The following is a 21,818-nucleotide window of genomic DNA, read 5'->3' as shown; positions in this document are numbered from 1 at the left end:
GCCATGCACCTGTCCTCCCGGACATGCCAGGCGCCGCGCCGCGCCTGGCCCGGCCGGCGCGCGCCCACGGCCCCGGCCGCCGCCCTCGCCGTCGCCCTCGGCGGCCCCGGCCTCGCGCGCGCCGAGCCGGCCCCGGCCGGCGGTCCGGACGGACATGTCCCCGGGGACATGAATACAAGCGCAGCTCGGGCGCGACATGTCTCCAAGGACAGCGGCTCCGCTGCGCCGGCGGGCGGCGCGCCTCGACCTGTCCCCCAGGCCAGCCCGCAGTCACATGCCCCCAAGGCCATGTCCCTCAAGCCAGCATCCCCGGCCCAGGCGGCCGGCGCCAGCGAGGCCGCCGCGCTGGCCGGGCGCGGCGCGGGTCCGCCGGCGGCCCCGCCGCCGTACCGCCTGCTGCGCGCCGACGAGGACTACCGTTACCTCCGCGACCCTTCCCGCCGGGTCGACTTCCTGGATGTCCTCAAGTACATCCCGCTCGGCCCGCGCAAGCGGGTCGCGCTCGGCTTCGGCGGCGAGACCCGCCAGCGCCTCGACGGCTTCCGCCACCTCGACTGGGGGGCCGGCCCGCCGCGCTCGCTGTCGTGGCTGCAGCGCTACATGCTGCACGCCGAGCTGCGCGCCCCGTACTTCCGCGCCTTCGCGCAGATCAAGAGCGCCCTCGAGACCGGCCGCCCCGGCGGCCCGCGGGACATCGACCGCGACGACCTCGACTTCCACCAGGCCTTCGCCGACCTCGACGTCGAGCGCCCGGGCCTGCGCGTCATCCTCCGCGCCGGCCGCCACGAGCTCGCGTTCGGCTCCGGCCGCCTGGTCTCGCCGCGCGAGGGCCCCAACGTCCGCCGCAGCTTCGACGGCGTCGCGCTGATCGTCGCCGCCCGCCGCGTCCGCGCCCACCTGTTCGTCACCCGCCCGGTCGCGACCCGCCCCGGCGTGTTCGACGACGGCTGGGAGCGCGGCCGGTGGTTCGCCGGCGCCCACGCCACCGTGCCCTCGCCGCTGCCCGGCGGCCAGGTCGACGTCTACGCGCTCTACCTCGACCGCCCCGACGCCGAGTACCAGCGCGGGCGGGCGCACGAGCGCCGCCTGTCTCTGGGGACACGTTGGTTCGGCGCCGCCGGCCGGCTCGACTACAACGTCGAGGCCGTGCTGCAGGCCGGCAAGTTCGGCGCCGCCCCGCTGCTGGCGTGGACCGTCGCCAGCGACACCGGCGTCGCCCTGCCGCTGCCGTGGGACCCGCGGCTCGGCGTGCGGCTCGACGTCGCCTCCGGCGATCGCGGCGGCCAGCGGCCGATGGGCACCTTTTCGGCGCTGTTCCCCAAGGGCTCCTACTTCGGCGAGGACGCGCTGATCGGCCCCGCCAACTTCTACGACGTCCACCCGATGCTGACGCTCGCCCCGACAGGGCGCCTGAGCCTCACCCTCGACTGGGTGTGCCTGTGGCGCTACAGCCGGGCCGACGGCATCTACAACGTCCCCGGCGAGCCGCTGCTCGAGACCCTCGGCGCCGCGCGCTTCATCGGCCACCGCGCCGGCGTCACCCTCGAGGCCGAGCTCGGGCGTCACATCGGCTTCGTCGTCACCGCCGGCCGGTTCTTCCGCGGCCCCGTCCTCGCCCAGGCCGGGCGCACGCGCGGCGTCGACTTCATCGCCACCTGGCTGACCCTCAAGTTCTGATCCGTCCCTGCGCACTCTCTTCATTTCAATCCAACCACCCAAGGACTCGACAGACCCATGCCCACCGCCACCGCCACCCCCGCCAAGTCGCTGCTCACCCCCGGCGATCACACCCTGATCCTCATCGACCACCAGTCGCAGATGGCGTTCGCCACCCGCTCGATCGACGCCATCCTCCTGCGCAACAACGCCGCCATGGCGGCCCGCGCGGCCCGGATCTTCAACGTCGCCACGATCCTCACCACCGTGGCCGAGAAGACCTTCTCCGGCCCGATCTTCGCCGAGATCCGCGCCGCCCAGCCGGAGCTCGACCTCATCGATCGCACGACGATGAACTGCTGGGAGGACCAGAACGTCATCGACCGCGTCAACAAGCTCGGCAAGTCGCGCCTCGTCATCGCCGGCCTGTGGACCTCGGTGTGCATCGTCGGCCCGGTGCTGTCGGCCATCGAGCAGGGCTTCGAGGTCTACGTGATCACCGACGCCTGCGGCGACGTGTCCGACGAGGCCCACGAGCGCGCCGTCACCCGCATGGTCCAGGCCGGCGCCCGCCCGCTGACCACCCTGCAGTACCTGCTCGAGCTGCAGCGCGACTGGGCCCGCGGCGAGACCTACGGCGCCACCACCGGCCTCGCCTCCGAGCTCGGCGGCGCCTACGGCCTCGGGATCATCTACGCCAAGACCATGTTCAACGCCTCCGAGGGCGGCCACTAGGAGCCCATGAAGCTCTACCTGCTCTCGCTCGGCGTCGGCGTCCTGGTCGGCGTCCTCTACAGCGTGCTGAACGTGCGCTCCCCGGCGCCGCCGATCGTGGCGCTGCTCGGGCTGTTCGGCATGCTCCTCGGCGAGCAGGTCGGGCCGGTCGCGCGGCGGCTCCTCGCCGGGGAGCCGCTCAGCGCGGCATGGTTCTCCCGCGAGTGCGCGCCCAAGATCACCGGCGTGCCCGCGCCCGAGGCCGACCATGGCGACCCCGCCCCCCGCTGATCCACCCCCGGCGTCCCCCGCCGCTCCCGCTTCGGCCTGGGCGCCGCTGCGCCACCGCGTGTTCCGCTCGCTGTGGCTCGGCGCGCTCGGCTCGAACATCGCTCTTTGGGTGCAGAACGCCGTCGGCAGCTGGGACATGACGTCCCTCGCCACCGCGCCGGTCTACGTCGCCCTGCTGCAGACCATGTCCGGCGCGCCGGTGCTGCTCGTCGGCCTGCCGGCGGCCGCCTTCGCCGATCTGTTCGATCGCCGGCGGCTGCTCGTCGGCTTCGCCGCGTGGATGGCCGCGGTCTCGCTCGCGCTCGCGGTCCTGTCGTTCACCGGCGCGCTCGGCCCCGTCGCCCTGCTCGCCCTCACCTTCGCCCTCGGCCTCGGCGCCGCGCTGTCGGCCCCGCTGTGGCAGTCGGTGCTGCCGTCGCAGGTCGCGGCCGGCGAGCTCGCCTCCGCGGTCACGCTCGGGGGCGTCGCCGTCAACATCGCCCGCGCCGTCGGCCCGGCGATCGGCGGCGTCGGCGTGGCCCTCGCCGGCAGCGGCGCGGTCTATGCATTCAACGCCTGCGTCTTCGTCCTCGTCGTCGTCCAGGTGGTGCGCTGGCGACCGGCGCGACGGCCTCCGCCGCAGACCCCCGAGCGGGTCGTCGGGGCGATCGTCGCCGGCCTTCGCTTCGCCGTCCACGCGCCGGTGCTGCGGGCCGTCATCGCCCGCGCCGCCGCGTTCATCGTCTGCGGCAGCGCGCTGTGGGCCCTGCTGCCGGTGATCGCCCGCCGCGAGCTGCACATGGGCCCCCTGCGCTTCGGCGCCCTGCTCGGCTGCGTCGGCGCCGGCGCCCTGCTCGGCGCCGCCGTGATGCCGTGGCTGCGCGCCCGCTGGGGCCCCGATCGGCTGACCGTGGCCGCGACCCTCGTCTACGCCGCCACCATGCTGGTGCTCGGCCACGTGCGCAGCGAGGCGCTGCTCTACCTCGCCATGCTCGCCACCGGCGTCGCCTGGATCAGCATCATGTCGAGCCTCAACGTCGCCGCCGCCTCGGCCGCCCCCGGGTGGGTCCACGCGCGCGCGCTCGGCTTCTATTTATTGGTGTTCCAGGGCGGCCTGGCGCTCGGCAGCCTCGCCTGGGGCACGCTCGCCGGCCCGCTCGGCTCGGCCCACACCCTGACCGTCGCGGCCGCGGGCGTCGCTCTCGGCGCGCTCGGGGCCGTGCGCTGGCACCTCGGCGACGCGCGCCGCGAGGCCGTCGCGCCGTGGGCTGCCTGGCCCGAGCCCATGGTCCTCGGCACCGACCTCGATCACCGCGCCGGCCCGGTCCTGATCGTCCGCCGCCACCGCGTCGCCGCGCCCCACCGCGCCGAGTTTCTGCAGCTCTGCCGCGAGCTCGAGAACCTGCGCCGGCGCGACGGCGCCAGCGACTGGTCGATCTACGAGGACCTCGCCGCTCGCGACGTCTTCGTCGAGACCTTCGCGCTCGGCTCGTGGTCCGAACACCTGCGCCAGCACGCCCGCGCCGTGGTCGCCGACCAGGCCCTGCTGACCCGGCTCGCCGCCCTGAGCGAGGACGCCGGCGTGGTCCACCTCGTCGACGCGCGCGCCCTCGCGGCCGCCCGGGCCCGCGGCGCCCACCTCGAACCGCCTCACCTCGAGCCCGGCGTGACGTCCTCGCATTCGCCGTGACTCCCGCCGAACCACGCCCGAGCCTCCTCATCACCGCGTCGCTCTCCTCCCTCGCCATCGCCCTCACCGCCCCCTCGCGCGGGGTCCCATCATTCATCCCCTCGTTCCATTCCCTGCCCGCATTCGACGCCTCGGGCGATTCCCTCGCCCTCGCGTCGGCCTCGCCCCTGTGGAGCTCCCGTGACCGCCGACGAATCGACCGCACCGATGGCAGCGCGCGCCCGCGACCTCGGCCTCCTGGCGCTCCGCCTCGGCGCTGCTGCCCTGATCTGGACCTTTCACATGCGGCCCAAGCTGCTGCACTTCGACGACGAGCTGCGCGAGTTCCCCGACCCGCTCGGGATCGGCTCGGCGCCCAGCTTCGTCCTCGCGCTCGCGGCCGAGGGGCTGTGCAGCTCGCTCGTCGCGCTCGGCCTGCTGACCCGCCTCGCCGCCGTGCCGATCGTCTTCACCATGCTCATGGTCCTGATGATGGCCGCGCGCGGCTTCGCCGGCGCCGACGTCCAGTCCGCCCTCCTCTACGCATTGCCGTACACCGCGCTCGCCCTCACCGGCGCCGGCCGCTATTCGCTCGACCACCGGCTCCGCCGCCGCTACCGCCGGCTGCTCGCCCGCCTCGTCACGCCCTGACCCGCGCTTCGCCGCGCAGGCACGAGGCTCTCGCCGGTTCACTGTCATGATGCGGGGGGCCCGCCCGATCGGAGTCGGGCGGATTTCGCACCGCAAAATCAGCGCTCCTTGCGCGCCCTCCAGCGCTTTCTCCGCCGAGCTCACTTCCCAGCGGCGCGCCTTGCGCCGCGCGCGAACAAAGTGCTTCGAGCGCGCGGAGTCCCGGTCCCCGCTTGCGCCCGATCCCGGCTGTGCTGGGCCCGGCGGCCGACCGTGGCGCGGATCCCGGAAACGTCGATCGGGTGATCGCAAGTCGCGCACGCCCGCTTCGGCGGGGAGCAGGAGGATGTCATGCTGCCATGCCGATGGGCGCCCGTGCACTCGGGGTGGCTCGTCTGCGCCGCCGCCTGATTCGATTCATGAACGCGATTGCGAGAATTGGCGCTACCAGCACGATCGATGCGGCCGGCCCCGGAATGTGAACCGTGAGGTCTTCACCCCGTTTTCACCGCCACGCTCTGGCTGAGCACGCTGCGACGCAGCGAGGGTCTGCGGTGGATCGTGATGAGAGCCGCCGGCACCGCCTCGCGGCCGCCGTTCGACGCCGTCCTCGATCGAGTTCCAGCCGCTGCACGAACGCGTCGTCGAGGCGTTCCGCGGCGGCTGAGCGTCGGCCGGTCGCCTGCGACCCGCGGGCCCGGGCGCTCGCCTCTTCTTATTGCCACCTGTCGCCGGGGACAGGCGCTGCGGCCGTCCCCACGGCTCAGCCCGCCAGCAGCTCGGCGACCAGCATCACCGCGAAGCCGGCCAGGAAGATGTAGAACAGCACCTGCGCCAGATGGACCGCGACCACCGTGATGCCGCCGAAGCCGATCAGCGCGGCCACCAGCGAGATGAACAGGAAGATGAGCGCCCAGCGAAGCATGTCCGGATCCTCGTGAGCCCCTTATTTACGGATCTCCGACCCGCGCAACCGCGCCCTCGCGGCCCGCGGCGGACGCCCGTACTTCCGCGTCCAGGACTTGTTTGAAGGGCTCCTGGAGGCTATTTCCGCGGATCCGTGCGGCCATGTCCGCGCACGGCGCGCGACGCCCCTTCTGACATTGCCCCGCCGACGGCGGGCCCCTCGTCGCCGGCGGGACGGGCCCCTGCGATCGCCGTGGAAGGAGTGTCCAGGGTTCGTCCGACGTCGGCGCGAGCTCCTTGCCGGGCGTAGCTCTCGCTGGGCGCTTCGGACCCCAAACCCTCCGGGAAAAAAGTTTCGCCGGCTGCATTGACATCCGTCCGGGCCCCGATCACGTCTCCCTCGAGACGACCGAGCGCCCGGGAAACAAGGTTCTCCCCGGGGCGAAGGCAAGATCCGCGGCACGGCCTCGATGCGCCGGCGAGCCGCTCGGACCACGCGTACGGCGGCGAATACCGCCCGGATATGGAAGGAGCTGACACCATGCTGCGAGAAATCGATACCCGTGACTCGAACGGCGCTCTGGTGAATGATTCATCGCACCGGCCACTCACCACTTACTTCCGCGACCTCGCGGACGCCGAGGTGATGACGCGCGAGGAGGAGACCGCCGCGGCGATCAAGCTCGTGCACCTGCGTCGCGGCATGTGGACCGCGATCCTCGACTATCCGCCGTACGCCGAGCCGATCGGCGCCTTCCTGCGCGAGCGGCTGTCCGACGAGGTCTGCCCGCACGCCGCGCTCACCGCCTACGAGAAGGCCGCGCGGACCCTCCGCGACCGCGACCTGCGCAAGCACCACGACGCCTTCCACGCCGCCCGCGACCGCGTCGCCGCCGTCCTGCTCGAGGCCGACGTCGACACCGAGCTGGCCGACCTGATCGCCGCCGACCTCGTCGCGCTCGAGGGCAACCGCCGCGCGCCGACCTGCCTCGCCGTCCATCCCCCGCGCCGCGGCAGCGTCCCGTTCGCCCGCTACGTCGCCGCCGTGCGCAGCAAGCAGGCCGCCTTCGTCGCCGCCCGCAACGCCTTCGTGCGCGCCAACCTGCGCCTCGTCGTCGCCCTCGCGCGCCGGTTCTACCGCGGCAGCGTGCCCTTGCCCGACCTGATCCAGGAGGGCAACCTCGGCCTGCTCAAGGCCGTGGCCCGCTTCGACCCCGCCCGCGGCTGCCGCTTCTCGACCTACGCCGCCTGGTGGATCCGCCACGCCATCACCCGCTCGATCGCCGACAAGTCGCGCTGCGTCCGCCTGCCCGTCCACATGATCGAGGCCTGCCAGAAGGTCGCCCGCGCCCGCCGCGACTTCGAGCTCGCCGAGGGCCGCGAGCCCACCGACGAGGAGCTGGCCGCCGTCAGCGGCGTCAGCCGCGAGCGGATCGCCCGCATGGGCTGGTCGCTGATGGAGACCCCGCTGAGCCTCGCCTCGCCGGCCTCGCGCGACAGCGAGGGCACCCTCGCCGACACCGTGGCCGACCCCGACTTCGTCCCGCCGTCCGACCTCCTCGACCGCGAGCTGCTGCAGTCGCAGCTCGCCGAGGTGTTCGCCCAGCTCACCCCGCTCGAGGCCGACATCCTGCGCAAGCGCGTCGGCCTCGACGGCGAGGCCGAGATGACCCTCAAGGACATCGGCGCCGGCTACTCGCTGTCGCGCGAGCGGATCCGTCAGCTCCAGGAGGGCGCGCTCGCCAAGCTGCGCGCCGAGTTCTCGCGTCGCAGGCTCATGTGACGCGCGCGGTCGGTGGCGCCGCGGCCCCTTCTTTCGCTCGCCCGCCGCGACGCGGGCCGAGCCCCCCGCTCGCCCGCGAAACGATACCCCGTCGCCCGTCACCGACCGATCTGTCTTCCACCCCCAAGCCGCTCCGCGCGGCGGACCTGTCCCGCAGGGCATGTCCGCCGCGCGGCCTCCTTTCTCGCGCCGGCTCGCCGACGCCGCCCTCGCGGCGCCCGCGCGCAGCAGGTCACCGATCGCCTCCAGCGCGCCGGACCGACGGACCGGTCGACCACGACCCACCGGCGCGCCGCGACGAGTCGTGATCGCCCCGGATGTCCGTCCTGCCCGGGGACAGGTCGACCACAGCCGGCTGCGTGCCGCGACGAGCAGCGATCGCGCCATCCTCCGACATGCCCGATGGGACAGGTCGACCGCAGCCCGCCGCGACAGGTCACGACCCTGTCGTGCAGCCAGCATGCCCCATGGGACAGGTCGTCTGGAGCGTTGGAGCGACGAGCCGTGCTCGCCGCGCGCTCCCGGCATGCCCCATGGGACAGGTCGACTGCAGCCGAGCGATGGAGCGACGAGCCGTGCTCGCCGCGCGCTCCCGGCATGCCCCATGGGACAGGTCGACTGCAGCCGAGCGATGGAGCGACGAGCCGTGCTCGCCGTACGACATGCCCCATGGGACAGGTCGGCGACATGCCCGATGGAACAGGTCGCTGGCGTCACGCCGCCTGGCGGATGTGCTCCGGCCACAGCTCGCGCAGCTCCTGCGGGAGCGTGCGGAGGAGCGAAAAAGTCTCCCCGAAGTCGATGTTGCGGCTCATCACCGCCAGCACCGCCCGCACGCCCTCCTCGAGATCGTGGAGCGGTCGCACCTGGTAGCGCGCGGCCACCAGCCGCAGGAACTCCTGCCTGTCGCGGATCCGCAGCGGCACGTCGGTCGGGCGCCAGCCGTCGTAGAACAGGCCGCGGATCAGCACCGGCAGCTGCGCGGCGAGCTGGACCGCGTCCTCGACCGGGAGCCGGTCGCGCAGCGACCGCAGCGTGGCGCACAGCAGGTGGTACGCCTGTTGCGCGTCGATGGCCGGGATCGCGGCCATGATCTCGCGGATCCACGTGCGCGTGGTTTGCAGGGTCTCTTGGAACAGATCATCGATTGCCGAGCTCATACGACCTCGATCGCCGCGATGCGGCCCGACGATCGTAGTGCGCGTCCCCGGGGGTGCACCGCCGACAAGCCGCTTCGGCGAACCCAGCAAGCCCCGCCCCCGCGGAGGACGGCCCCCGTCCGCGAGCCCCTCGACCGACGCCAGCCGCACACCGGCGAGCGCCGCGGGCGGCGCCTGGATCCCCGCCGCGTCCCTGCCTGCGAGCGCCTCCGCGGCGCCGTCGAGCCGCGCGCGCTGCACCCGCGACGCGCTCGCGGGGGCCCGCCCGGGGCGCCTCGGCGAGGGCTGCCGCGTCCGCTACACTGCGCCGCCCATGCGCTTCCCCTTCCACGTCAGCGCCCTCGACCCGGGCTCACGGGCTCGCCGCGGCGCGCTCGACACCCCGCACGGCCGGATCGAGACCCCGGTGTTCATGGCCGTCGGCACGCGGGCGTCGGTCACGGGTCTGACGCCCGCGGAGCTGCACGAGGTCGGCGCGGAGGTCGTCCTCGGCAACACCTATCATTTGATGCTGCGCCCGGGCCCCGACCTGTTCCGCAGGGTCGGCGGGATCCACCGATTCATGGGCTGGAACGGGCCGATGCTGACGGACTCGGGCGGCTACCAGATCTTCTCGCTGTCCGCCGATCGCGTGATCAGCGAGCGCGGCGCGAGGTTCCGCAGCTACACCAATCAGCAGTTTCACATGCTCTCGCCCGAGGCGTCGATCGCCATGCAGGAGGCGATCGGCGCCGACATCATGATGGTGCTCGACGTCTGCGTCGACGCCCGCTCCGACGAGGCGACCACCCGCGCCGCCATGCAGCGGACCCACCGCTGGGCCCTGCGCAGCCTGGCCGCCCGCACGGGCACCCCGCAGGCGCTGTTCGCCATCATGCAGGGCGGCATCTTCCCCGGCCTGCGGCGCGAGTCGGCGGCTTTCCTCACCGACCACCCGTTCGACGGCTTCGCCATCGGCGGGCTCGCGGTCGGCGACACCCGGGCCGAGCGCGAGGACATCACGCACATGGCCGCCGACCTGCTGCCCGCCGATCGCCCGCGCTATCTCATGGGCGTCGGCACCCCGCCCGATCTGCTGCACGCCATCCTCGCCGGCGTCGACATGTTCGACTGCATCCTGCCGACCAGCCTCGCCTGGCAAGGCACCGCGTTCACCTCGACCGGGCGGGTCAAGCTGATGCGGGCGAGCACCAGGGACGACGACCGCCCGCTCGACGCCGCCTGCGCCTGCAGCACTTGCAAGCTCTACACGCGGGCCTACCTGCACCACCTGTTCCGCTGCGGCGAGCCGCTCGGCCCGCGCCTGGTGTCCCTGCACAACCTCCATCACTATCACGCGCTGATGGCCGAGGCCCGCGCCGCCATCGCGGCCGGCCGCTTCGCGACCTACGCGCGCGACAAGCTCGAGGCGATCGATCGCTACGAGCACAGCGATCGCCGGATCGGGGCGACCGCGTGAGCGAAGCGTGCGACCGGCTCGCGGCGCTCGATCGCTGCGCGCACGGCGAGCGCCGGATCGGGGCGACCGCGTGAGCGACGTCTGCGAGGTGGTCACGACGACCGGCGGCGCCCCGGCGATCCTCGACCGGCGCGTCGGCGAGGTCATGCACCCCGGGGTCGGGCCCGCCGTCGAGGCCGCGCGGCTCTACTGTGAACCGGCGCGGCTGGCCGCGCGGCTGCAGCGGAGCGAGCCGCTGGTCCTGCTCGACGTCGGCCTCGGCGCCGGCTCCAACGCGATCGCGGCGTGGCGGCTGTCCGAGGCGCGGACCGCAGGGCCGCGGCTGACGATCGTCAGCTTCGAGCGCAGCCTCGACGCCCTCGCGCTCGCGCTGCAGCCCGAGCACGCCGCCGGCTTCGGGCTCGACGGCGCCGCCGGAGCCGCCGCCCACGCGCTGCGGACCGCGGGGATCCACGAGGCCGCGCGGACGACCTGGCGCCTGATCCTGGGCGAGCTGCCGGGCTCGCTCGCGGACGGGCCTGCGGCCGACGTCGTGTTCTGGGATCCGTTCTCGCCGCGGGCCAACCCCGAGCTGTGGTCGGTCGCCGCGTTCACGGCCCTGCGCCGCCGCTGTCGCGCCCGGGCCACGGTGCACACTTACAGCGGCGCGACCGCGGTCCGCTCGGCGCTGCTGCTGGCCGGGTTCTTCGTCGGCGTCGGCGAGCCGACCGGCGCGCACAAGACTGCCACCTGCGCGGCGGTCGATCCGGCGGACCTCGAGCGACCGCTCGATCGCCGCTGGCTCGCGCGGCTCGGTCGCTCGACCGCGGGCTTCGCCGCCGACGCCCCGGCCGACGCATATACCTGCGTCGCCGGTCACCCCCAATTCGCGTAGCCCGCGGCTGCGGCGCTTGCAGCCGCGCGCGCGTGCGCGGAGCCGCTCGCGCGCTCTCCGTGCGACATGAGCCGCGGGCGCGGGTCCTCCGGGCAGGAGAGCCATGCCCCGCGAGCCATCGAACCCGCGCCACGCGCGATTCGCCTCCGGAGGCGGCCACGCCGCCGCTCCGCCGCGACCCGCGGTGTGTCTGCTCGTTCGGACATGCCTGAATCGACATGCTCCTGTGGACATGCTCGGGAGAACATGTCCAAAGCTTCCCTCACCCCGACCGCCGCCGCCCGGGCCCGCCCGGCGCCTCGCCGGGCTCGCGCAGCAGCGTCGGCAGCGTGATGTCGAGCCGGCTGTCGATCAGCCGCATGATGCTGTCGAGCTCGGCCGCGGCCACGTGCAGCCGGCGGCCCAGCGCGCGGCGGGTCTGCTCGAGCACCGCGCGGCGGGCCCCTTCGACCCACCGCGCCGTCGTCGAGCGGTGCACCTTGTAGAAATCGGCCAGGCGGTCGATGCTGAGCCCGTCGAGCGCGTGCTGGCGCAGGAGCACGCGCTCGCGGTCGGTCAGCGCCGCCACGGCCTCGCGGAACGCCAGCTTGAACGCCTCGCGGTAGCGCTGCTTGAGGTGTTCGACCTCGGGGCCGGCGTCGGCGGGCATGAGCGCCGCGATCGCCTCGTCGTCGCCGGGCACCTCGCGCTGCGGGCGGCCGAGCAGGCGCAGCGTCTCGCGCGTGGCGACCACGCGGATCCACGCGCGCAGGCTGCCGCGACCCGAGTACTCGGCGATCCGCGCGTGCGACTCCTCGGGCGCCGACGGCCGCGGCATCAGCAGGCGCTCGCGCACGATCTGCTGCAGCTCCGTCTGCTGCGACGTCGTCGCTCCGCGGCGGCCGGCCGCGCGCTCGACGATCGGCACGAGCAGGCGGTCGAACTGGGCCAGCGCCCGCGGGTCGCCGTCGACGCAGGCGCACGCGAGGTACAGGTCGCCCGTGCACAGCTCGGCGAGCGCCGCCTCGACGGGCCTGTCCGCGGCCAGGCGGGGCGCCAGCGCGGCGACGAACCGCACCGCGGGCAGCGACACCCCCGGCCACGCCCGCGCGGCCGCGGCGACCGCGTCGGCCAGCGCGCGGCCGAGGCCCGGCGTGACCGCCAGCTCGGGCCTCGCGGCGGCGAACGCCTTCGTCAGCGCGGCAGCCACCGCGTCGCGCTCGCGCGCATCGGTGTCCTCGCGCCCGGTGACCATCTCGCCGGTGATATCGTGCCCCGGTCGGGCGAGCAACGATGCCGTCTTCACCGCTGAGCGCATGCCTGGGCACGGAGACGCTGCTCGAGCTCGTCGAGGGCCGCGCCGACGCGGCCACGCACGCGCGCGTGGAGGCTCACGCCTCGCGCTGCGAGGCCTGCCGCCGGCTGCTCTCGGAGCTCGCCAGCGACGCCACCGAGGCGCCGACGCCCGACGCCGGCGCGCCGACGCGCACGCCCGGGCCCGACGACGAGGACCCCGCGAGCGAGCTCGACCTGCCGCTGCAGCCGGGGGCTCGCCTCGGCCGCTACGTCGTCATGTCGCAGCTCGGCGCCGGCGGCATGGGGGTCGTGTACGCCGCCCACGACCCCGAGCTGGGCCGGCCGGTCGCGCTCAAGCTGCTGCGCCCGCGCCCGACCGGCCCGCGCCGCGAGCTCGAGGATCGCCTGCGCCGCGAGGCCCAGGCGATGGCCCGCCTGTCGCACCCCAACGTCGCCGCGATCCACGACGTCGGCCGGATCGGCGACCGGATCTTCATCGCCATGGAGCTGATCCGCGGCCAGACCCTGGCGGCCTGGCTGCGCGCCGCGCCGCGGTCGCGACGGGACATCCTCGCGCGCTTCTCGCTCGCCGGGCGCGGCCTCGCGGCCGCCCACGCGGCCGGGCTGGTGCACCGCGACTTCAAGCCCGAGAACGTGCTCGTCAGCGACGACGGCCAGGTCCGCGTGGTCGACTTCGGCCTCGCGCGCGCCAGCGGCGACGAGCGGCTCGCGACCACCGCCCCGTCGACCGACGGCGGCGAGCGCCTCGCCGATCTCACCGCGACCGGGGTCGTGCTCGGCACGCCGATCTACATGGCCCCCGAGCAGCACGAGGGTCGCCCAGCCGAGGCCCGCTCGGATCAGTTCAGCTTCTGCGTCGCCCTCTACACCGCGCTCTACGGCGAGCGCCCGTTCGCCGGCGACACCGTCGAGTCGCTGGCGACCGCGGTGCGCGACGGCCGGCTGGCGCAGCCGCCCCGCGGGGCTCGCGTGCCGCGGCACCTGCGGCGGGCCCTGCTGCGCGGCCTCTCGGTCGCGCCCGCCGATCGCTTCCCGAGCATGGACGCGCTGCTGGCCGCCCTCGCGCGCGAGCCCGGGCGTCGGCTCGGCGCGGCGGCGCTGCTCGTGGGCGCCGGCGCGCTGGCGGCCGGCCTCGCCTACGCCGCCGCGGCCGAGCCCGCGCTGTGCCGCGGCGCCGCGCGGCACCTCGAGGGCGTGTGGGACGGCGAGCGCCGCGAGCAGGTGACGCACGCGCTGACCCGGGCGGGGGCCCCGCCGGCCGCGATCGCCGAGCTCGTGGGCGACCTCGACGGCTACGCCGCCCGCTGGGTGGCGATGCGCACCGAGACCTGCGCGGCGACCTGGCTGCACGGCGAGCAGACCGAGGAGCTGCTCGGCCTGCGCACCTCGTGCCTCGACGCCCGCCTGCGCGAGCTGCAGGCGCTCGGCGATCGCCTGCTCGCCGCCGATCGCCAGGCCGCCGAGCAGGCCGTGCGCGCCGCCCATCGCCTCTCGGACCTCGAGGGCTGCGCCGACGTCGAGGCCCTCACCGCCCCGGTGCGCCCGCCCGCCGACCCGCAGACGCGCCGGCAGGTCGAGGCGCTGCGGGCCCGCCTGGCCGAGCTCAAGGCGCTCTGGGACGCCGGCCAGTACCGCGACGGCCTGACGCGCGCCCGCGCCCTGACCCCGGAGGCGCGCGCGCTCGGCTACCGCCCGCTCCTGGCCGAGGCGCTGCACCTCGAGGGCATCCTCGCCGACGAGGTCGGCGAGTTCGACGCCGCGGCGCGCTCGCTCACCGCCGCGATCTGGGCCGCCGAGGCCAGCCGCCACGACGTCGTCACGGCCAACGCGCTGACCGACCTGATGTGGATCCGCGCGATCGAGCAGGCGGAGTACGACGAGCTGCCCGCGCTCGAGGGCCGGCTGACCGCCGCGCTCGAGCGGCTCGGCCGCCCGCGCGCGCGCGAGGCCACCTTCCTGTCGATGCGCGGCCGCGTCGCGCTCGAGCGCGGCGACCTCGACGCGGCCGACGCCGACCTGCAGCAGGCCCTGGCGATCCGCGAGCGCCGCTTCGGCCCCGACGACCTGCGCACCCTCGAGATCGTGTTCTTCCTCGCCGGCGTCGCCCTCCAGCGCAGCGACGGCGAGGCCGCCCTGCCCCTGCTCGAGCGCGTCCTGGCCGGGCAGCGGCGGGTCTACGGCGACGATCACCCCGAGGTCGCCTTCACCGTCGAGACCCTCGGCGCGGCGCTCTACGCCCTGCACCGCTACGACGAGGCCGAAGCGGCCTACGAGCGGGCCCTCGCGACCTACCAGCGCGCGCTCGGCCCGGACCACCACCGGATCGCCACCGTGCTGCACAACCTCGGCCAGGTCCACGCCTGGCAGGGCCGCGAGCAGGACGAGATCGATCGCATGCGCCAGGCCGCGAGCCTCAGCGAGCGCGAGCTCGGGCCCCACCACCCGCACACCGGCGACGTCCTGGCCGGCCTGGCGTCGGCGCTGTCGCGGGCCGGCCGGCACGGCGAGGCCGAGGCGACCTACCGCCGGGCGCTCGCGGCCCTGCGCGCCAGCGTCGGCCCCGATCACTACTGGATCGGCGACGCCCTGTTCGGCCTCGGCGAGCTCGAGGTCGAGCTCGGCCGCTACGAGGACGCCCGGCGATCGATCACGCAGAGCCTGGCGATCTCCCGCAAGGCCCGCGGCGACGACTACGGCGGCGCCGACGAGCTGCGCGTGCTCGGCGACATCGAGTACCGCCTCGGCCGGCCCGAGCGCTCGGCGGAGCTGCTCGAGCAGGCGGTGGCGGTGCAGGACCCGGGCGCCGACCCGGGCCTCGTCGCCTGGACCCGCGGGCTCTTGGCCCGCGCCCTCTACGACGCCGGCCGCGACCGCCCCCGCGCCCGCGCCCTCCTCGACGAGGCCTGGCGCCACATCCGCGCCGACGATCGGATGGAGGAAGAGCGCGCGACCCTCGATGCGTGGATGAAGGCTCGCGGCCTCCGCCCGCCGCCGTGACGGCCCGGCCCGCCTCCGCCCCTTCCGACATGTTCGTAAGGACATGGCCTCGAAGGCATTCGCCAGAGGACGACCTCCTTTGTAGGCTGCCCGCGCGCCCGGCGCATCACGCATGATATTCGGTCGCACCGCTCGCATTCGGCGGACTTTCCGGAAGCGCCCTCGCTGCGGCGACCCCGCTCCGCACCGCGATCGACAAATTCCGCTTCGATTCGGCGATCGCGCGTCGCCGCGGCCCGCGAATCGCTCATTCATCACACCGAGACCGGGGGTTTGCGGACGCCCTCGCCCGCCGCGCACGCGTCGCCGCAGGTCGCCGCTGCGGAGGCTCTGCCGATGTGATTTGCCTGCAGTCGCGAATCATGCAATCACAGGAGCGCGCCCGGCCCCCGCGGCGCGCGCGACGCCACTGCGGTGGCGGCATCGCTGACAAATGCTCACACCATCGCGGCCCTGCGCTTTCGTCATGCCCACGTTCGCGAGCGAAGCGCGCGCGACGCCACGGACGATTCACGGCCCGGTACACCGATGATTCGCGTAGGATGCCGCGCGGAGAAGCGTAGCGATGAATCGACGAGTGTGGAGCCGATTGGGGCTGGTGGCCGCGGCATTGGCCGTGGCGTGCGGGGACAGCAGCGCGACCTCGAGCGCGACGAACGCGTCGACCACCGAGGCGACGACGGAGGCGGGGACGACCACGGGGGCGCCGGCGACGACCGAGGCCGCGACGACGACCACGGGGACGCCGACGACCGGCGCGTCGGCGACGGGCACGACGACCGACGCGACGACCGACGCGGCGACGTCCGAGCCGACCACCGGGGCGGTCGCCGAGTGCGGCGACGGCAAGGTCGACCCCGGCGAGGAGTGCGACGACGGGCGCGGCAACGGCATCGACCAGGCCTGCACCGACGAGTGCAAGCAGGCGACCTGCGGCGACGGCCTCGTCGGCCCGGGCGAGGAGTGCGACAACGGGGCCGACAACGCCGCCATGAACGCCTGCAAGGCCGACTGCACGGCCAACGTGTGCGGCGACGGGGCCGTCGGCCCGGGCGAGGGCTGCGACGACGGCAACCAGACCGACGACGACGAGTGCACCAACGCGTGCAAGCTGGCGAGCTGCGGCGACGGGATCGTCGCGCCGACCGAGCAGTGTGACGACGGCAACCAGGACGACAGCGACGGCTGCACCAACAACTGCACCAACGCCGGCTGCGGCGACGGCTTCGTCCAGGCGGTCGCCGGCGAGGAGTGCGACGCCGGCGCGGCCAACGGCGTCAACGCCGACTGCACCGACGAGTGCAAGAACGCCGCCTGCGGCGACGGCAAGGTCCACGACACCGGCTCCGGCACCGAGCAGTGCGACGAGGGCGCCAACAACCTGCCCAACAGCACCTGCAACCCGAGCTGCCAGCTCAACGTCTGCGGCGACGGCGACAAGGGCCCGATGGAGGGCTGCGACGACGGCAACGCGATGGGCGGCGACGGCTGCAGCGCGAGCTGCCAGACCGAGGGCTGCGGCAACGCGGTCGTCGACGAGGGCGAGGTCTGCGACGACGGCCAGAACGGCGACCAGGACGACGGGTGCACCGACCTGTGCGCCCTGCCGGCCTGCGGCGACGGCTTCGAGCAGCCGGGCGCCGGCGAGGGCTGCGACCTCGGCAACGGCAACAGCAACAACGGCGCCTGCACCCTCGCCTGCGAGGACGCGGCCTGCGGCGATGACTTCATCCACGTCGGCGTCGAGCAGTGCGACGACGGCCCGCTCAACGGCAACGACAAGGCGTGCAAGGCCGACTGCACCACCCAGGTGTGCGGCGACGGCTTCGTCGGCCCCAGCGAGACCTGCGACGACGGCAACATGAACAACAACGACGCCTGCACCAACGTGTGCAAGGCCGCGACCTGCGGCGACGGCTTCGCCCAGCCCGGCGAGCAGTGCGACGACGGGGCGAACAACAGCAACACCGGCGCCTGCACCAACGCCTGCAAGACCGCCGTCTGCGGCGACGGCTTCGTCCACGCCGGCGTCGAGCAGTGCGACGACGCCAACGCCAGCAACACCGACGCCTGCACCAGCGCGTGCAAGAACGCCGCCTGCGGCGACGGCTTCGTCCAGGCCGGCGAGCAGTGCGACGACGGCAACCTCGCCAACAACGACGGCTGCTCCGCCGCCTGCCAGAACGAGGTCCTGGCCCAGAAGTGCCAGACCGGCAACGACCCGTTCACCAACGCCCCGTGGGTCGTGTGCGAGGCCAACGCCAGCAGCGCGTGGATCTCCGCCAACAACACCGGCACCTACACCCCGCTGACGATCTGCCAGCAGCTCGGCTACTCGCAGGTCGGCCAGTACGGCGGCACCTGCGGCAACATCTGCGGCTACTGCGAGGGCGCGACGTCGTGCGGCAGCCCCGGCAAGAAGACGTTCGACATGTCCGGCAAGAGCTGCGGCGCCGACAAGCTGTGCTTCACGGTCATGTGGACGTGCCTGAAGTGACCTCGCTGGATGGCCTTCAGGACATATCCTGAAGGCCATCATTCGGGCGCGGGCGGTCGATCGTCGAGCCCGCCCGCGCGCCCGCTGCCGTCGTGCGAGCGCTCTCCTGGCTTCGGCTGCGGTGACTCCGCGGCGAGCGGTCTCGACGGCGAGACCGGCGGCACGAGCGAGCCGGAACCGCAGGTCGAGCTCGACGCCTGGGGCTGCCTCGGAGAGTGCGTCAAGGACGTCGACCCGACTACCGATCGTTTCGTCGAGATCGATCGCGCTGTACGTCGCCTTCGACAAGGCCAGCCTCCTCGATCCGGAGGTCCGTGCCTTCGACGGGATCGAGATGCGCAAGGTCGGCGCCCTCACCCTGACCCTCGCCGACGTCGCCGGCGGCGGCCAACCCTACACCCCGCGAACCGTCGCGCGCGAGACCGTGTGGCGCCACCACGCCGGTCAGCCGGTCTACGAGCTCGTCGACGCCGACGGCGCGGTCCACGTCATGCAGTCGTACAGCGACCAAAGAGTCGACCAGGACGAGGCCGCGCTCGCCGAGCTCGGCGACGTGCTCGCGCCGCCCGACGGCTGGAGCTTCCGCGTACGCGTGCCGGCCCAGGACCTCCTCATGGAGGCGGTCGACGGCCTCGCCGTCGTCGTCCAGGACGAGCGCGCCAACACCTACCAGCGCGCGCAGCCGTGACCGCGGCCCAGCACGGCCCGGATCGCCGGGCCTCGGGCCTGTGGCGCCCGCGTCGTCCGACCTGGCCCTCGAGACATTCGCCGGCGCCGACGACCACTGCCACGCCGCCTGTCCATCCGGACATCCACCGGCGCGGCGCCCACGTCGCTCGACCTGTCCCTCGAGACATCCCACGACAGCCAGCCCCCTCTCCTGTCCCTGCGGACATCCGCCTTCCTCGAGACATCCGCCGGCAGCCCGCGTCCCGGGGTGCCTCTCCGGCCATCAGCCCCGCCCCCGCGCCGCACCTGTCCCCTGCGCCAGGTGCTTGCGCACGTGGGCCTCGAGCGCCGCCACCTCCGCGATCACCGGCGCCCGCTTGCGCTTGATCAAATGCACCTGCAGCCGCGGCAGGTCGACCACCGGCACCGCCACCGTCCCGGGCGGCGTCGGGATGTACGAGTTGACCACGGTGAGCCCGAGGCCGAGCGACGCGTAGTGCGTCATCAGCTCCCAGCCGTCGACCTCGACCGCCACGTGCAGGTCGCCGCCGAGCGCCGCGGCCAGGGTCGCCCGGTGCGTGCGGCCGGCGGGGGGCAGGATCAGCGGCCGCCCGGCCAGCGCCCGCGCGCGGATCTGTCGCCGCTGGGCCAGCGGGTCGTGCTCCGGCACGATCGCCACCTGCCCGACCTCGAGCACGCGCGTGCCGTCGAGCTCCGGGTCGGCCTCGAGCAGCGACGTGAGCCCGAGGTGGGCCCGCCCGCTGCGGACCGCCTCGACCGTCGCCGGCCGGTCCTCCGTCCGCAGCGACAGCGGCCCTGACCACCCGCGCAGCGCGTGGGCCAGCACGTACAGCTGCAGCGCCCGGCCCGCGCTGACGACCGGCACCGTCGCCACCTTGCCGGTCGCGCGCGCCGCGAAGCGGTCGACCGCGCCGAGCACCTCGCGCGCCAGCACCTCCACCTCCTGCCCGCGCGGCGTCAGCCGCAGCGTCCGGCCCTCGAAGCGGTAGAGCGGCCCCGCCCACCCCGCGAGCTGTTTGACCTGGGTGTGCAGCGCCGGCTGCGACAGGTGCAGGCGCGCCGCCGCGGCCGTGAAGCCGCCGGTCTCGACCACGGCGAGGAAGGCGCGGAGCCAGTCGAGGCGGACCTCCGAGGTATCCATTTCTTGAATATACCCTCCAAAACGAATCGTGTACATGGATGCTACGGCGATGCACTCTCCCGGCGTACCGAACAGGAGAGTTATAAAATTATGCATCGAATCGGCATCGACATCGGCCGCGTCATCATCGGCCCGGTCATCGGCGGGCGCGCGGACACCAGCTTCCTCGGCTGCGGCCAGGAGGAGGCCATGCGCACCCCGCCGGCCCCCGGCGCCTTCGCCGGGGTCGCCGACCTGGTCGCGCGCACCGGCGGCAACGCCTGGCTGGTATCCAAGTGCGGCCCCGGCGTGCAGGCCAAGACGCGGGCCTGGCTGGCGCACCACCGCTTCTGGGACCAGACCGGCATGGATCCGTCGCACCTGCGCTTCTGCCTCGCGCGCCCCGACAAGGCCGTCCACGCGCGCAAGCTCCGGCTCACCGTCATGATCGACGACCGCCTCGACGTGCTCGAGCACCTGCGCGGGCTCGTCGAGCACAAGCTGCTGTTCGGCGAGCAGAAGCGACCCGCCCCGCCGTGGACCACCCACGTCCTCGACTGGGCCGCCGTGCGCGAGTGGGCCGCCCGCCAGTGGGCCTCCGCGGCCTGACCCGCGAGCCCGCCCGCGCCTGTGCGGCGGCGCGCGCTCGCGGCCGCGCGACGACGAGACAGCGCGTCGCGTGGCCGCGAGCCCCGCGCGAGCCCCGAGGCGCGCCCCGAAAAAATTTTCTCCGTCGTGACGGAAGCCGTCCCGGACGGGCACGAGCCGCGTCGGAGGTAGTTCCCATGACTTACACCGCCCCCCCCGCGCTCCTCGCCCTGTCCGCGCTGACCCTGTCCGCCTGCGTCCCCTCGATCGTCGTGGGCGACAGCCCGCAGGACGAGACCACCGATTCGACCACGCCGGGCTCGACCACCGCGCCGGACCTCCCCACGGGCGACCCGACCGACGGCGGCACCGCCAGCGACGGCCTCACCGACGGCACCGGCGGCGAGCCGGCCCCCGGCGTGTGCGGCGACGGCATCGCCGACCCCGGCGAGGCCTGCGACGACGGCAACGACGAGCCCCACGACGGCTGCGACGCCGCCTGCACCCGCACCGGGGCGATCGTGTGGACCGTCGAGCGCCCCGGCGACCTCGTCGGCTTCGCCGTGGCCGCCGACGGCACGAGCTACGCCAGCGGCTACGACCCCGAGTCCTTCCTCGCCGCCTTCGCCCCCGATGGCGGCGAACTGTGGAAGATCGGCGCCCAGGGCGCCGGCCCGCTGGCCGTGGACGCCGGCGGGCGGATCTACGTCCAGTCCCAGTTCGACGGTGTCCTCGCCTTCGCCCCCGACGCCTCGGCGCTGTGGCACGTCGTTCCGGACGGCGAGCCCTTCCCGCTGGGCATCGACGCCGGCAGCGACGGGCTCTACATCGCCAACTACGAGACCGGCGCCCAGGAGCGGGCAGTCGTGCGCCGCCTCGACCTCGCCACCGGCCAGCTCGTGTGGGAGGCCCTCACGCCCGAAGGCGAGGACGTCGAGGCCCATGACCTCGCCGTCGTCGGCGACCGGATCTTCGTCCTCGGCCTGGCGACGAGCGACGACGAGGGCCTGCGGCCGGTGCTCGCCGCGTTCGACACCGCCGGCGCCCTGCTCGAGTTCGAGCTCGACGACCCGGTCGACTCGCGGCGCTGGCACGCGCTCGACGGCCTCGGCGACGGCGACCTCGTGTTCGCCGGGCAGACCAAGGACCTCCAGCCCGTGGTCCGCCGCCTGCATTCCGACCAGAGCGAAGCGTGGTTCAGCCCCGTCGTCGGCATCCACCTCATGCGACCCGAGCGGGTGATCGCCGGCCCCGGCGAGCGCATCGCCCTCGTCGGCAGCGACGACGGCCACGAGGGCCTCGGCGCCGTCAGCCTCCACGACGGCGACGGCGCCCTGCTGTGGTCGTCGAAGTTCGACGACCCGCAGGACGGCGTGAACGAACAGCCCGTCGGGGTCGGCTTCGGCCCCGGGCTGCTCGTCGCGGGCGGCAGCATCTGGACCGTGCAGGCCAACAACAACATCACCACCACCTGGTGGATCCGCGGCTTCGCCCTCGATTGAGACAGCG

The 21,818-nt window shown here is 74.1% G+C and carries 17 protein-coding genes; 13 read left to right on the top strand and 4 right to left on the bottom strand.

The features are described 5' to 3' along the window. Positions 1-3: 3 nt before the first annotated feature. The 5 genes from NAEX_RS35160 to NAEX_RS35140 all read left to right on the top strand — a co-directional run bounded on the left by NAEX_RS35160 (position 4) and on the right by NAEX_RS35140 (position 4,960). On the top strand, positions 4-1,677 hold the full coding sequence (locus tag NAEX_RS35160; protein ID WP_096331847.1) for an alginate export family protein: 1,674 nt from the start codon (positions 4-6) through the stop codon (positions 1,675-1,677). Positions 1,678-1,734: 57 nt separating this feature from the next. After that, positions 1,735-2,391: a hydrolase gene (locus tag NAEX_RS35155; protein ID WP_096331846.1), complete on the top strand. Its 657-nt coding sequence runs from the start codon at positions 1,735-1,737 to the stop codon at positions 2,389-2,391. 6 nt (positions 2,392-2,397) lie between these two features. Further along, entirely contained in the window at positions 2,398-2,661 is a 264-nt protein-coding gene (locus NAEX_RS35150; RefSeq protein WP_096331845.1) for a DUF1427 family protein, read from the top strand. Beyond that, entirely contained in the window at positions 2,639-4,330 is a 1,692-nt protein-coding gene (locus NAEX_RS35145) for an MFS transporter (protein WP_096331844.1), read from the top strand. Before NAEX_RS35150 ends, NAEX_RS35145 begins: the two co-directional genes overlap by 23 nt. 207 nt (positions 4,331-4,537) lie before the next feature. Beyond that, positions 4,538-4,960: a DoxX family protein gene (locus tag NAEX_RS35140; protein WP_143141252.1), complete on the top strand. Its 423-nt coding sequence runs from the start codon at positions 4,538-4,540 to the stop codon at positions 4,958-4,960. Between the two features lie 742 nt (positions 4,961-5,702). Here NAEX_RS35140 and NAEX_RS35135 read toward each other — a convergent pair. Beyond that, a complete protein-coding gene (locus tag NAEX_RS35135; protein ID WP_096331842.1) occupies positions 5,703-5,864 on the bottom strand; it encodes a DUF1328 domain-containing protein in 162 nt (53 codons plus the stop codon). A 522-nt stretch (positions 5,865-6,386) separates the two neighbouring features. On the opposite strand from NAEX_RS35135, the gene NAEX_RS35130 reads away from it, so the two are divergent. Further along, positions 6,387-7,628, top strand: coding sequence for a sigma-70 family RNA polymerase sigma factor (locus NAEX_RS35130; RefSeq protein ID WP_170136267.1), 1,242 nt, complete (start codon positions 6,387-6,389; stop codon positions 7,626-7,628). 713 nt (positions 7,629-8,341) lie between these two features. Here NAEX_RS35130 and NAEX_RS35125 read toward each other — a convergent pair. Then, the gene (locus NAEX_RS35125) at positions 8,342-8,788 is read right to left on the bottom strand and encodes a DUF2267 domain-containing protein (RefSeq protein ID WP_096331840.1); all 447 of its coding nucleotides are present in this window, start codon (positions 8,786-8,788) and stop codon (positions 8,342-8,344) included. A 313-nt stretch (positions 8,789-9,101) separates the two neighbouring features. Here NAEX_RS35125 and tgt point away from each other — a divergent pair, with 313 nt between their 5' ends. Continuing rightward, entirely contained in the window at positions 9,102-10,247 is a 1,146-nt protein-coding gene (tgt, locus tag NAEX_RS35120) for a tRNA guanosine(34) transglycosylase Tgt (RefSeq protein ID WP_096331839.1), read from the top strand. 70 nt (positions 10,248-10,317) lie between these two features. Beyond that, positions 10,318-11,121 (top strand): MnmC family methyltransferase, encoded by an 804-nt coding sequence (locus NAEX_RS35115; protein ID WP_096331838.1) that lies wholly within the window; start codon positions 10,318-10,320, stop codon positions 11,119-11,121. A 262-nt stretch (positions 11,122-11,383) separates the two neighbouring features. On the opposite strand, the gene NAEX_RS35110 is transcribed toward NAEX_RS35115, so the two are convergent. Next, on the bottom strand, positions 11,384-12,406 hold the full coding sequence (locus tag NAEX_RS35110) for a transcriptional regulator (RefSeq protein WP_170136266.1): 1,023 nt from the start codon (positions 12,404-12,406) through the stop codon (positions 11,384-11,386). Here NAEX_RS35110 and NAEX_RS35105 point away from each other — a divergent pair. From NAEX_RS35105 to NAEX_RS35095, 3 genes are all read left to right on the top strand, one after another. Then, positions 12,394-15,414 (top strand): tetratricopeptide repeat protein, encoded by a 3,021-nt coding sequence (locus NAEX_RS35105; RefSeq protein ID WP_096331837.1) that lies wholly within the window; start codon positions 12,394-12,396, stop codon positions 15,412-15,414. The two genes, NAEX_RS35110 and NAEX_RS35105, sit on opposite strands and share 13 nt — an antisense overlap. Before the next feature lie 577 nt (positions 15,415-15,991). Further along, positions 15,992-17,911, top strand: coding sequence for a DUF4215 domain-containing protein (locus NAEX_RS35100; protein ID WP_177326037.1), 1,920 nt, complete (start codon positions 15,992-15,994; stop codon positions 17,909-17,911). Between the two features lie 334 nt (positions 17,912-18,245). Next, positions 18,246-18,599 (top strand): hypothetical protein, encoded by a 354-nt coding sequence (locus NAEX_RS35095; RefSeq protein ID WP_096331835.1) that lies wholly within the window; start codon positions 18,246-18,248, stop codon positions 18,597-18,599. Between the two features lie 264 nt (positions 18,600-18,863). On the opposite strand, the gene NAEX_RS35090 is transcribed toward NAEX_RS35095, so the two are convergent. After that, positions 18,864-19,742 carry a LysR family transcriptional regulator gene (locus NAEX_RS35090; protein ID WP_170136265.1) on the bottom strand — a complete coding sequence of 293 codons (879 nt, stop codon included), beginning with the start codon at positions 19,740-19,742 and terminating at the stop codon, positions 18,864-18,866. Positions 19,743-19,832: 90 nt separating this feature from the next. On the opposite strand from NAEX_RS35090, the gene NAEX_RS35085 reads away from it, so the two are divergent. Both NAEX_RS35085 and NAEX_RS35080 read left to right on the top strand, forming a co-directional pair. Then, positions 19,833-20,330, top strand: a complete 498-nt coding sequence (locus NAEX_RS35085; protein WP_096331833.1) for a hypothetical protein — start codon at positions 19,833-19,835, stop codon at positions 20,328-20,330. A gap of 176 nt (positions 20,331-20,506) precedes the next feature. Beyond that, a complete protein-coding gene (locus tag NAEX_RS35080) occupies positions 20,507-21,811 on the top strand; it encodes an outer membrane protein assembly factor BamB family protein (RefSeq protein WP_096331832.1) in 1,305 nt (434 codons plus the stop codon). Positions 21,812-21,818: the final 7 nt, after the last annotated feature.

Source organism: Nannocystis exedens (genome assembly GCF_002343915.1).
Classification (GTDB): domain Bacteria; phylum Myxococcota_A; class Polyangia; order Nannocystales; family Nannocystaceae; genus Nannocystis; species Nannocystis exedens.
This window is presented reverse-complemented; position numbering and strand designations above follow the sequence as displayed.

Excerpts from the sequence above, each read along its gene's own strand:
- NAEX_RS35090 (WP_170136265.1), bottom strand. The coding sequence starts at position 19,742 with ATGGATACCTCGGAGGTCCGCCTCGACTGGCTCCGCGCCTTCCTCGCC.
- NAEX_RS35160 (WP_096331847.1), top strand. The coding sequence starts at position 4 with ATGCACCTGTCCTCCCGGACATGCCAGGCGCCGCGCCGCGCCTGGCCC.
- NAEX_RS35140 (WP_143141252.1), top strand. The coding sequence starts at position 4,538 with ATGGCAGCGCGCGCCCGCGACCTCGGCCTCCTGGCGCTCCGCCTCGGC.
- NAEX_RS35095 (WP_096331835.1), top strand. The coding sequence starts at position 18,246 with ATGCGCAAGGTCGGCGCCCTCACCCTGACCCTCGCCGACGTCGCCGGC.
- NAEX_RS35155 (WP_096331846.1), top strand. The coding sequence starts at position 1,735 with ATGCCCACCGCCACCGCCACCCCCGCCAAGTCGCTGCTCACCCCCGGC.
- NAEX_RS35145 (WP_096331844.1), top strand. The coding sequence starts at position 2,639 with ATGGCGACCCCGCCCCCCGCTGATCCACCCCCGGCGTCCCCCGCCGCT.
- tgt (WP_096331839.1), top strand. The coding sequence starts at position 9,102 with ATGCGCTTCCCCTTCCACGTCAGCGCCCTCGACCCGGGCTCACGGGCT.
- NAEX_RS35135 (WP_096331842.1), bottom strand. The coding sequence starts at position 5,864 with ATGCTTCGCTGGGCGCTCATCTTCCTGTTCATCTCGCTGGTGGCCGCG.
- NAEX_RS35085 (WP_096331833.1), top strand. The coding sequence starts at position 19,833 with ATGCATCGAATCGGCATCGACATCGGCCGCGTCATCATCGGCCCGGTC.
- NAEX_RS35150 (WP_096331845.1), top strand. The coding sequence starts at position 2,398 with ATGAAGCTCTACCTGCTCTCGCTCGGCGTCGGCGTCCTGGTCGGCGTC.
- NAEX_RS35130 (WP_170136267.1), top strand. The coding sequence starts at position 6,387 with ATGCTGCGAGAAATCGATACCCGTGACTCGAACGGCGCTCTGGTGAAT.
- NAEX_RS35125 (WP_096331840.1), bottom strand. The coding sequence starts at position 8,788 with ATGAGCTCGGCAATCGATGATCTGTTCCAAGAGACCCTGCAAACCACG.
- NAEX_RS35080 (WP_096331832.1), top strand. The coding sequence starts at position 20,507 with ATGACTTACACCGCCCCCCCCGCGCTCCTCGCCCTGTCCGCGCTGACC.
- NAEX_RS35105 (WP_096331837.1), top strand. The coding sequence starts at position 12,394 with ATGCCGTCTTCACCGCTGAGCGCATGCCTGGGCACGGAGACGCTGCTC.